The following is an 11903-nucleotide window of genomic DNA, read 5'->3' as shown; positions in this document are numbered from 1 at the left end:
TCAAGGATTATTACCATGCCTATTCAAATTCTTCCGCCACAGCTGGCTAACCAGATCGCCGCTGGCGAAGTGGTGGAGCGGCCGGCATCGGTTGTAAAAGAGCTGGTCGAAAATAGCCTTGATGCCGGTGCTACGCGGATCGATATCGATATCGAGAAGGGCGGCGCTAAACTTATTCGCATTCGTGACAACGGCGCGGGCATTCCGCAAAGCGAGCTGGCGATGGCGTTGGCTCGCCATGCCACCAGTAAAATCGCCAGCCTTGACGATCTGGAAGCCATTGTCAGCCTGGGATTCCGTGGAGAAGCGCTGGCCAGTATCAGCTCGGTTTCCCGTCTGACGCTGACTTCCCGTACTGCCGATCAAAGCGAAGCCTGGCAAGCCTATGCCGAAGGGCGCGATATGATCGTGACGGTTAAACCCGCTGCACATCCACAGGGCACCACGCTTGAAGTGTTGGATCTGTTTTACAACACGCCCGCGCGGCGCAAGTTTATGCGCACCGAAAAAACCGAGTTTACCCATATTGATGAGATAGTGCGGCGCATTGCGCTGGCGCGTTTTGACATCGCCATTTCCCTCAGCCATAACGGCAAGCTGGTTCGCCAGTATCGTGGCGTCAGTGACGAAAGCCAGCGCGAACGTCGGCTGGGCGCCATTTGCGGCACCACCTTTATGGCGCATGCGCTGCGCATTGAATGGCAGCACGATGATCTAAGCCTGCGCGGTTGGGTTGCCGATCCTGAAGGCGCGCGCCAGCTAAGCGAGCTGCAATACTGTTACGTGAACGGCCGCATGATGCGGGACAAGCTGATCAACCATGCGATTCGTCAGGCCTATCACGATCAGCTGGGTGCCGATCAGCAGCCAGCGTATGTGCTTTATCTCACCATCGATCCGCACCAGGTTGATGTGAATGTGCATCCTGCCAAGCATGAGGTGCGCTTTCACCAATCACGGCTGGTACACGACTTCATCTATCAGGGCGTGATCAGCGTGCTGCAATCTGCCAGCACGCCAGCACTGCCGCTGGCCGATGAGCCAGAAGCACCGGTACGCTGGCAGCCTGAAAATCGTCAGGCCGCTGGAGAAAATCAGTTTGCTGCTCCACCATCGGGCGGTACGCCACGTCAGCAAGGCGGTGGTTCAGCCAGCTGGCAACGGCAGGAACCGGGCTATCAAAAACGTGAAGGCGCGGTATATGAGCAGTTACTCAAGACGCCTGCCGTTGCCCGCGAGCCAGATCCGGTGCCCGACCCTATAAAGGCCACGCCGCAGAGCGCGCCTTTACAAAGTCACAGCCAAAGCTTTGGACGCCTGCTGTCAGTGATTGAAAAGCAGTTTGCCGTGATTGAACGTGGCAACGGTTTGGCGTTGCTGTCGCTTTCGGTCGCCGATCGCTGGCTCAAACAGGTCCAGCTAACGCCAGGCAGCGAAGGGCTGAAACCGCAACCGCTGCTGATTCCGGTCAGGCTTAAAATGGGTAAATCGGAGTTGGCGGCGATTGCGCAGCATCAGCCGTTGCTTACACAGATGGGCATTGATTTGCAGGCGGAAGGCCAGCATGTCACGCTGCGCGCGGTGCCTTTACCTTTGCGCCAACAAAATTTACAAATCTTGATTCCAGAACTGTTAGGCTATCTCGCCCGGCAGCAGGAGGTTGCCGTCAGTCAGGTAACACAATGGCTGGCGCGTCATACGATGACAGCAATCCCCGACTGGAATCACTCGCAGGCGATCGCTTTATTGGCCGAGGTCGAACGACTTTGTCCCACGCTGGTAAAAAAGCCGCCTTCCGGATTATTGCAACAGATTGATATTGAAACGGCGCTGAACGCCCTGAAGCATGAGTGAACAACATCAGGCTGGCCAACCAAAGGCTATTTTTTTAATGGGGCCAACGGCCTCCGGTAAAACTGCACTGGCGATTGCCCTGCGAAAAGTCTTGCCGGTGGAGTTGATAAGCGTAGATTCCGCTCTGATTTATCGTGGTATGGATATTGGCACGGCTAAGCCGAATGCCGCAGAGCTGGCGCAGGCGCCTCACCGACTGTTAGACATTCGCGACCCGGCAGAAACCTATTCCGCCGCCGAGTTTCGTCGCGATGCGCTGGCAGAAATGACGGAGATTTCCCGAGCCGGAAAAATCCCGTTGCTTGTTGGTGGTACGATGCTCTACTACAAGGCGTTACTGGAAGGATTGTCACCGTTGCCCTCGGCCGATCCGGAAGTCCGTCAGCGTATTGAGCAAATGGCGAATGATCAGGGATGGGAAGCCTTGCATCGTCAATTATGTGAAATCGATCCCGTTGCTGGACGTCGTATTCATCCGAATGATCCGCAGAGACTTTCGCGAGCACTGGAAGTTTTTCTTATTTCGGGTAAAACTTTAACAGAACTGACTAAAATATCTGGCGAAGCTCTGCCCTGGCACGTTCATCAGTTTGCTATTGCCCCGGCAAGTCGCGAACTTTTGCATCAGCGCATTGCCTTACGTTTCGAACAGATGATGGCGTCAGGATTTGAGGCGGAGGCCCGGGCACTGTTTGCCCGAGGTGATTTGCATACGGATTTGCCTTCCATTCGTTGTGTGGGATATCGCCAGATGTGGTCTTATCTGCAGGGCGAAATCGATTACGACGAAATGGTTTATCGGGGGATTTGCGCCACCCGGCAGCTTGCTAAACGTCAGATTACCTGGTTACGTGGCTGGCAGAACGTCCACTGGCTCGACAGCGATCGGCCTGACTTGGCTCGTGATGCGGTATTACAGGTAGTTAGTGCTAAGCATGGGTGATTGTGTACAATTAGCGAGTTGTCTATCGTGCGCAAATTTTTACGCAGTATTTCAGAACTCCGGTTCTTGAGTAAGATACCCGACATAATTGGAACTGATTCAACGCGGCAAGGTAGCGCATCCGGGATAGTGTGAATAGTACGCAATTCAGGTTTTTGAGCGTCATTTTTTGCAGAGACGGTTTCCACATAAAGGGTATAAACAACAAGCATATAAGGAAAATATAGAATGGCTAAGGGGCAATCATTACAAGACCCGTTTTTAAACGCATTGCGTCGCGAACGTGTTCCGGTTTCGATTTATTTGGTGAATGGTATCAAATTGCAAGGACAGATTGAGTCATTCGATCAGTTTGTCATTTTATTAAAAAACACGGTCAGCCAGATGGTGTACAAACACGCTATCTCTACCGTTGTTCCGTCCCGACCGGTTTCCCACCACAGCAACAATGCAGGTGGCGGTAGCGGTAGCTCTAACTATCATCACGGCGGCAGCAATCAAGCAGCCTCCGCGCAGCCACAACAAGACGGTGATAACGCTGAATAAGCTGTTTCGCCGCATGTCCGGGACAGGAAAAATTTTATTCCTGTCTCGGTATTTGATTACAGAGAGGTTAACGCTTGTTTGACCGTTATGATGCCGGTGAGCAGGCCGTACTGGTACACATCTATTTCTCGCAAGACAAAAATACGGAAGATCTCCAGGAGTTCGAAACTCTGGTTTCTTCTGCTGGTGTTGAAGCGTTATGCGTTGTCACAGGCAGCCGCAAATCGCCCCATCCCAAATATTTTGTCGGTGAAGGAAAGGCAGTTGAAATTGCCGATGCGGTAAAATCCAGCGGTGCATCGGTTGTGCTATTTGATCACGCCTTAACCCCAGCTCAGGAGCGAAATCTTGAGCGTCTGTGCGAGTGTCGGGTTATCGACCGCACCGGTTTAATTCTTGATATTTTTGCCCAGCGCGCCCGTACCCATGAAGGGAAATTACAGGTTGAGCTGGCACAGTTGCGCCATCTGGCAACTCGCCTGGTACGTGGCTGGACCCACCTTGAACGCCAGAAAGGCGGCATCGGCTTGCGTGGCCCAGGTGAAACACAGCTGGAAACGGACCGTCGTTTGCTGCGAAATCGCATCAGCCAGATTTTGTCCCGTCTTGAACGCGTCGAAAAACAGCGCGATCAGGGCAGACAGTCACGCGCTAAAGCAGATGTGCCAACCGTGTCTCTGGTCGGCTATACCAACGCCGGCAAATCCACGTTATTCAACGCCATCACTTCCGCGGACGTCTATGTGGCAGACCAGCTTTTCGCCACGCTGGATCCAACGCTGCGCCGTCTTGATGTGGCCGACGTCGGCGATGTGGTGCTGGCAGATACCGTCGGGTTTATCCGACACCTGCCGCATGACCTCGTTGCTGCTTTTAAGGCAACATTGCAGGAGACGCGTCAGGCGACGCTGCTGCTGCATGTTATCGATGCTTCTGACGTCCGTATGGGTGAGAACATCGAAGCGGTGCAAACCGTGCTGGAAGAGATTGAAGCGGATGAAATTCCGGCATTGCTGGTAATGAATAAAATTGATGCGTTGGATGAGTTTGAACCGCGTATCGATCGCAATGATGAAAATTATCCTGTTCGCGTGTGGGTTTCGGCTCAAACCGGTGCGGGATTGCCGCTGCTGTTTCAGGCGCTGACTGAAAGATTGGCCGGTGAAATTGCGCAGTATGATTTGCGGTTGCCTCCTGAAGCTGGACGCTTACGCAGCCGCTTTTATCAATTGCAGGCAATTGAAAAAGAATGGAATGAAGAGGATGGCAGCGTGGGATTACACGTGCGCATGCCGATTGTTGACTGGCGCCGACTGTGCAAACAGGAACCGTCAGTAACAGATTATATTGTTTGATCGACGTCGCCTGAAACGTGTATCCCGGTCTGGGATACCACCGCACACACTTTTAATGGAGTATAAACATGGCGTGGAATCAGCCCGGTAATAACGGACAGGACCGCGACCCGTGGGGAAGCAGCAATAATAAAGGCGGCAACTCTGGGGGAAATAAAGGAGGTCGCGATCAGGGGCCGCCGGATTTGGATGATATCTTCCGTAAGCTGAGCAAAAAGCTTGGCGGACTGGGCGGTGGCAAGCCAAACGAAAACGGACAGCGCCCTGCAGGAAGCAGCGGTAAGCTGATCGGTATCGTTGCGGTTGCTGCGGTGGTCATCTGGGCAGCCAGCGGTTTCTATACCATTAAAGAAGCAGAGCGTGGTGTGGTGACGCGTTTCGGCAAATTCAGTCATCTGGTTGAGCCAGGTTTGAACTGGAAGCCAACCTTTATCGATCAGGTGCGTGCGGTGAACGTTGAGGCGGTGCGGGAACTCGCAGCTTCAGGCGTGATGCTGACCTCTGATGAAAACGTGGTGCGCGTTGAAATGAACGTTCAGTACCGGATCACCAATCCGGAACGTTATCTGTTTGCCGTAACCAGCGCTGATGACAGCCTGCGTCAGGCAACGGACAGCGCGCTGCGTGGCGTAATCGGCCGCTCCACTATGGATCGCATCCTTACTGAAGGACGAACCGTAGTGCGTAGTGAAACCCAGCGTGAAATTGATGAAACGGTACGTCCGTACGACATGGGCGTGTCCATTCTCGACGTTAACTTCCAGGCGGCACGGCCACCGGAAGAGGTGAAAGCGGCGTTTGACGACGCGATTGCCGCTCGTGAAAACCGCGAGCAGTACGTGCGTGAAGCGGAAGCTTATGCCAATGAAGTGCAGCCGCGTGCTAACGGTCAGGCGCAGCGTATTCTGGAAGAGTCGCGCGCGTACAAAACGCGGACCGTACTGGAAGCGCAGGGTGAAGTGGCGCGCTTTGCCAAGATCCTGCCTGAGTACAAAGCAGCACCGGAAATCACTCGCGAACGTCTGTATATCGAAAGCATGGAACGCGTGCTGAGTCATACCCGCAAAGTGCTGGTTAATGACAAAGGCAACAGCCTGATGGTGTTACCGCTCGATCAACTGATGCGTGGACAAGCCGCTGCGGGTGGCAACAGTCAGGGCAGCAGCACTCTGACGCGGCCACCGGCTAACGGTGACAGCAGCAGTCGCGCGAACAACAGTGCTTCATGGAGTCCGGAAAATATCATGGACCAGCGTCGGGCCAATGCTCAGCGCAACGATACCCAGCGCGAAGGGAGAGAATAATCGATGCGTAAATCCTTAGTTGCCTTACTCATTGTGGTGTTGGTGGTGCTTTACGCCTCACTGTTTGTGGTTCAGGAAGGCCAGCGTGGCATCGTGCTGCGTTTTGGCAAAGTCCTGCGCGACGATGAGAACAAACCGCAGGTCTTTGCACCCGGCCTGCACTTTAAAATTCCGTTTCTGGAAACCGTTAAGAACCTGGATGCACGCATTCAGACCATGGATAACCAGGCCGATCGCTTTGTGACCAAAGAGAAAAAGGATCTGATCGTCGATTCTTATATCAAATGGCGCATCAGCGACTTTAGTCGCTACTATCTGGCGACCGGCGGCGGCGATGTTTCACAGGCAGAAGTCCTGCTGAAACGTAAGTTTAGCGACCGTCTGCGCTCTGAAATGGGCCGTCTGGATGTGAAGGATATCGTTACCGATTCTCGTGGCCGCTTAACCACCGACGTGCGTGATGCACTGAACACCGGTAGCGCGGGTCGTGATGACGATGTGCAGACACCTGCTGCAGATGACGCTATTGCCAGCGTGGCGGCACGCGTTGAGCGCGAAACCACCAGTAATGAGCCAGCCATCAATCCAAACAGCATGGCAGCATTAGGTATCCAGGTTGTGGATGTGCGCATCAAGCAGATCAACCTGCCTGCGGAAGTGTCTGACGCTATCTACAACCGTATGCGCGCTGAGCGTGAAGCGGTTGCACGTAGCCAGCGTTCACAGGGGCAGGAAGAGGCAGAGAAACTGCGTGCCGGTGCAGATTATGAAGTGACCCGTACGCTGGCAGAAGCGCAGCGTCAGGCGCTGATTACTCGTGGTGAAGGCGATGCCGATGCCGCTAAGCTGTTTGCTGATGCATTCAGTCAGGATCCCGATTTCTACGCGTTCCTGCGCAGCCTGCGCGCGTATGAAAACAGCTTCCAGAGTAACCAGGACATCATGGTGATGAGCCCGGACAGCGATTTCTTCCGCTTTATGAAATCGCCAGCTCACGCAACGCGTTAAGAAACTGCTATAACAGCTCGGGCCGGAATCTGTTCCGGCCCTTTTTTTTGGAAAATTATCAGTAATGAACTCAACTATCTGGACGGCGCTGGCGTTGGTATTGGTACTCGAAGGGCTTGGCCCGATGCTGGCACCCGGTTTATGGCGTCGTATGATTCAATCTATGACGCAATTGCCCGATCGTCTGTTGCAGCGCTTCGGTGGTGGATTAGTGGTCGCAGGCGTGGTGGTTTACTACATGTTGCGTGTCCACGGCAGTAATTGACCTGGATAAGCGCTACGGCAAAACATTGGCTGACATAACAGAAATTGCTGTTCAGGAAATGTTCAAAAAAACTCCGCAATCGTATGCTAAAAGTGCTGAAACCGAAAAATGACGATGGTAGAATCCATTTTTAAGCAATCGGTGATTTTGAGAAATGGGTAAGAACGTCGTCGTACTGGGCACCCAATGGGGTGACGAAGGTAAAGGTAAGATTGTAGACCTTCTGACTGAGCGTGCTAACTATGTGGTGCGTTACCAGGGTGGTCATAATGCAGGCCACACTTTAGTCATCAACGGTGAAAAAACCGTCCTCCACTTAATTCCTTCTGGCATCCTGCGTGAGAACGTCACCAGCATCATCGGCAATGGTGTGGTGCTGTCGCCTGCTGCGCTGATGAAAGAGATGAAAGGCCTGGAAGAGCGCGGCATACCGGTACGCGAACGCCTGCTGATTTCTGAAGCCTGTCCGCTGATCCTGCAATATCACGTGGCGATGGATCTGGCGCGCGAAAAAGCACGTGGCGATAAAGCCATCGGTACCACCGGCCGTGGTATCGGCCCGGCTTACGAAGATAAAGTCGCTCGCCGCGGTCTGCGCGTTGGCGATCTCTTTAACAAAGAGACCTTCGCCGTGAAGCTGAAAGAGATCGTTGATTTCTACAACTTCCAGCTGGTGCACTACTACAAAACCGATGCGGTTGACTACGATACCGTGCTGAATGATGTCATGGCGGTTGCGGATATCCTGACCAGCATGGTAGTGGACGTTTCCGACCTGCTGGATCAGGCGCGTCAGCGTGGTGATCTCATCATGTTCGAAGGCGCGCAGGGCACGCTGCTGGACATCGACCACGGTACCTATCCTTACGTGACCTCTTCCAACACTACCGCGGGTGGCGTTGCTACCGGTTCTGGTATTGGTCCACGTTATGTCGATTATGTGCTGGGTATCGTGAAAGCCTACTCCACGCGCGTTGGCGCTGGTCCTTTCCCGACGGAACTGTTCGATGAAACTGGCGAGTTCCTCTGCACTAAAGGCAACGAGTTTGGCGCGACAACCGGTCGCCGTCGTCGTACTGGCTGGCTTGATGCGGTTGCGGTGCGTCGCGCCGTGCAGATCAACTCACTTTCCGGCTTCTGCATGACCAAGCTGGACGTACTGGATGGCCTGAAAGAGATCAAAATTTGCGTCGGCTACCGTATGCCGAATGGCAAAGAAGTGACGACTACGCCGCTGGCCGCTGAAGGTTGGGAAGGCATTGAGCCGATTTACGAATCGCTGCCGGGCTGGAGTGAAAATACCTTTGGCGTGAAAACGCTGGAAGGCTTACCGCAGGCCGCACGCGACTACATCAAACGTGTCGAAGCGTTAACGGGCGTGCCGGTGGATATTATCTCTACCGGGCCGGATCGCAGTGAAACCATGATTCTGCGCGACCCGTTCGACGCATAATCAGCCAGGGCCGGACACGTTCCGGCCTTTTCTTTTCCACTCTTCAGCCAGGTTTGAGCCGTAATCGGTGATATCCGGGCCACGTCGGTTCTCTTTTCCTTTTAGAAAATCTACACTTGCTAGCACTATATCGTGGATGTCTGCTGCTGCTTATCAGACAATACGGCTATCCTGTTAGATGAGTAAATCGCCCTGGGCGATGCAACGAGGTATCATTGCAGCTGACAAGTTTTACCGACTACGGTTTGCGTGCGCTGATCTACATGGCTTCGCTCCCAACCGGTCACATGACAAATATTACCGAAGTCACTGAAATTTATGGTGTTTCGCGTAATCATATGGTCAAAATAGTTAATCAACTTAGCCGCGAGGGGTTTATTTTGACCACGCGCGGTAAAAATGGCGGTATCCGGCTGGCGATGCCGGCGGAAAAAATTGTTGTTGGTGAAGTCGTCCGTCGGTTGGAGCCGTTGCAACTGGTGAACTGTGAAACCTGTGCCATTACACCTGCTTGCCGGCTCAGGGGAATCCTGAATAATGCCGTCCAAATTTTTTTAAAGGAGCTGGATAATTACACCCTTGCTGACCTTGTGCGCGAAAATCACCCGCTTTATAAAATCTTACTCCCGGAGCCAGGTGCGCACCCGGCCCGATGACAACGGAGGACCCGCAATGTCAAACGATCCTTTTCAGGAAAGAGAAGCTGAAAAATACGAAAACCCTATTCCAAGTCGCGAGTTCATACTTGCGCATTTAGACAAACGTGAAAAACCGGCCAGCCGCGAAGAGCTGGCGCAGGAAATGAACATCAGCGGAGAAGAGCAGCTGGAAGCGCTGCGCCGTCGACTGCGCGCCATGGAGCGCGACGGTCAGCTGGTGTTTACCCGACGTCAATGTTACGCGCTGCCAGAGCGCCTTGATTTGCTACGCGGCAAGGTGATCGGCCACCGCGACGGCTTCGGCTTTCTGCGCGCCGAAGGGCAAAAAGAGGATTTCTACCTTTCAGCCGAACAGATGAAGATGTGCATGCATGGCGATATCATCCTCGCTCAGCCAATGGGCGCTGACCGCAAGGGCCGCCGTGAAGCACGCGTGGTTCGCGTGCTTGAGCCGCGTAACAACCAAATCGTCGGTCGCTACTTTACCGAAGCGGGCGTGGGCTTTGTGGTACCGGACGACAGCCGTCTGAGCTTTGATATTCTCATTCCGCCAGAAGAGCTGATGGGCGCGCGCATGGGCTTTGTGGTGGTGGTTGAACTCACCCAGCGTCCAACGCGCCGCACAAAAGCGATCGGTAAAGTTGTCGAGGTGCTGGGCGATAACATGGGCACCGGCATGGCCGTTGACATGGCGCTACGGACCCACGAAATTCCGCACGAATGGCCGCCGGAACTGGAACAGCAGATTTCAACGCTGAGCGAAGAAGTACCGGAAGAGGCGAAAGCCGGACGCGTCGATCTGCGTCAGCTGCCGCTGGTCACCATTGATGGCGAAGACGCCCGCGACTTTGATGATGCAGTGTTCTGTGAGAAAAAACGCGGCGGTGGCTGGCGCCTGTGGGTAGCCATTGCTGACGTCAGCTACTATGTCCGTCCGGGCACACCGCTTGATGACGAAGCGCATCGTCGTGGCACCTCCGTCTATTTCCCGTCGCAGGTTATCCCGATGCTGCCGGAAGTGCTGTCTAATGGGCTCTGCTCGCTTAATCCGCAGGTCGACCGTCTCTGTATGGTGTGCGAGATGACCATTTCCGCCAGCGGTAAGCTGACCGGATTCAGGCATTACGAAGCGGTGATGAACTCGCACGCGCGCCTGACCTATAACAAAGTGTGGAATATTCTGCAGGGCAACCAGGAGCTGCGCGAGCAGTATCACGCGCTGGTGCCGCATCTGCAGGAGCTCCACAACATGTATCAGGTGCTAAGCACCGCACGCGATCAGCGTGGCGGCATCTCATTTGAGACCGAAGAAGCGAAATTTATCTTCAACGCTGAGCGTCGCATTGAGCGCGTTGAGCAGACGGTGCGTAACGATGCGCACAAGCTGATCGAAGAGTGCATGATCCTCGCGAACATCGCCTCTGCGCGTTTTGTTGAGAAGCACGAAGAGCCTGCGCTGTTCCGCGACCACGATCGCCCAAGTGATGACAGTATCACCAGCTTCCGCACCGTGCTTAATGAGCTTGGTCTGACGCTGTCGGGTGGCAATAAGCCGCAGCCGATCGATTATGCCGCGCTGCTGGAAGCGATCGCCGACCGTCCCGATCATGAAATGCTGCAAACCATGCTGCTGCGTTCGATGAAGCAGGCAGTTTACGATCCGGAAAACCGTGGCCACTTTGGCCTGGCGCTGACGTCGTACGCGCACTTTACCTCGCCGATTCGTCGTTATCCCGATCTGCTGCTGCACCGCGCCATTAAGTATCAGCTGGCGAAGCAGGAGGGCGAAGTCACCGGCATCACCACGCCAACCGGTGGCTATCACTACGAGATGAACCAGATGCTTGAGCTGGGTCAGCACTGTTCGCTGACCGAGCGCCGTGCCGATGAAGCGACGCGCGATGTGGCGGACTGGCTGAAGTGTGACTTCATGCTGGATCAGGTCGGCAATAACTTTACCGGCATCATCTCCAGCGTGACCGGCTTTGGCTTCTTTGTGCGTCTGACCGATCTGTTTATCGATGGTCTGGTACATGTTTCCACGCTGGACAATGACTACTATCGCTTTGATGCGGTTGGCCAGCGTCTGATCGGCGAGTCTGGTGGCCGAACCTATCGCCTTGGCGATACCGTGGAAGTGCGCGTGGAAGCAGTGCACATGGAAGAGCGCAAGATCGATTTTGCGCTGGTTTCCAGCACCCGCCAGCCGCGCGGCGCCGGTAAAACGGCCCGCGAGAAAGAGAAAAAAGGCGGCGGCGCCCACTCCGGCAAACGTCGTCGTGAGCAGCGTAAAGGCAAAAATTTTGAGCCTGATACCGCTTTCCGCGGCGACAGCAAGAAACCGGCTGCGACCAAAACCGGGATAAAAGCTGAGAAAAAAGTGAAATCTCCCTCAGAGAAAACCCGTAAAATCGCCACGGCAACGAAACAGAAGCGCGCGGCGAAAAAGCAAAGCAGCTGATCCGCTGCCTTGATGCTTGCCCGGACGCCCCAGCGGCGCCCATCCTTAATACCGG

Annotated in this window: 10 protein-coding genes; all 10 read left to right on the top strand. The window is 54.3% G+C overall.

From position 1 onward, the window contains the following. Nucleotides 1-15 precede the first annotated feature (15 nt). Nucleotides 16-1854, top strand: coding sequence for a DNA mismatch repair endonuclease MutL (gene mutL, locus EM595_RS15320; RefSeq protein WP_067434006.1), 1839 nt, complete (start codon nucleotides 16-18; stop codon nucleotides 1852-1854). Beyond that, a complete protein-coding gene (miaA, locus tag EM595_RS15315; RefSeq protein WP_067434003.1) occupies nucleotides 1847-2797 on the top strand; it encodes a tRNA (adenosine(37)-N6)-dimethylallyltransferase MiaA in 951 nt (316 codons plus the stop codon). The genes mutL and miaA overlap by 8 nt, the downstream gene beginning before the upstream one ends. Nucleotides 2798-3025: 228 nt before the next feature. Further along, entirely contained in the window at nucleotides 3026-3343 is a 318-nt protein-coding gene (hfq, locus tag EM595_RS15310; RefSeq protein ID WP_067434000.1) for an RNA chaperone Hfq, read from the top strand. A gap of 74 nt (nucleotides 3344-3417) precedes the next feature. After that, nucleotides 3418-4698, top strand: a complete 1281-nt coding sequence (gene hflX / locus EM595_RS15305) for a ribosome rescue GTPase HflX (protein ID WP_067433997.1) — start codon at nucleotides 3418-3420, stop codon at nucleotides 4696-4698. A gap of 68 nt (nucleotides 4699-4766) precedes the next feature. After that, a complete protein-coding gene (gene hflK / locus EM595_RS15300) occupies nucleotides 4767-6002 on the top strand; it encodes an FtsH protease activity modulator HflK (protein WP_067433994.1) in 1236 nt (411 codons plus the stop codon). 3 nt (nucleotides 6003-6005) lie between these two features. Beyond that, nucleotides 6006-7010 (top strand): protease modulator HflC, encoded by a 1005-nt coding sequence (gene hflC, locus EM595_RS15295; RefSeq protein ID WP_067433991.1) that lies wholly within the window; start codon nucleotides 6006-6008, stop codon nucleotides 7008-7010. A 64-nt stretch (nucleotides 7011-7074) separates the two neighbouring features. Then, on the top strand, nucleotides 7075-7275 hold the full coding sequence (locus EM595_RS15290; RefSeq protein WP_067433988.1) for a DUF2065 domain-containing protein: 201 nt from the start codon (nucleotides 7075-7077) through the stop codon (nucleotides 7273-7275). Nucleotides 7276-7429: 154 nt separating this feature from the next. Continuing rightward, nucleotides 7430-8728, top strand: coding sequence for an adenylosuccinate synthase (locus EM595_RS15285; protein WP_067433985.1), 1299 nt, complete (start codon nucleotides 7430-7432; stop codon nucleotides 8726-8728). 215 nt (nucleotides 8729-8943) lie between these two features. Then, complete coding sequence (gene nsrR, locus EM595_RS15280) at nucleotides 8944-9384, top strand: nitric oxide-sensing transcriptional repressor NsrR (protein WP_067433982.1); 441 nt, start codon at nucleotides 8944-8946, stop codon at nucleotides 9382-9384. Between the two features lie 16 nt (nucleotides 9385-9400). Then, nucleotides 9401-11848, top strand: a complete 2448-nt coding sequence (rnr, locus tag EM595_RS15275; protein ID WP_067433979.1) for a ribonuclease R — start codon at nucleotides 9401-9403, stop codon at nucleotides 11846-11848. Nucleotides 11849-11903 lie beyond the last annotated feature (55 nt).

This window comes from Duffyella gerundensis (assembly GCF_001517405.1).
GTDB classification, from domain to species: Bacteria; Pseudomonadota; Gammaproteobacteria; order Enterobacterales; family Enterobacteriaceae; genus Duffyella; species Duffyella gerundensis.
Note: the sequence above shows the minus strand (reverse complement) of the source record. Positions and strands in the feature narration are given on the sequence as shown.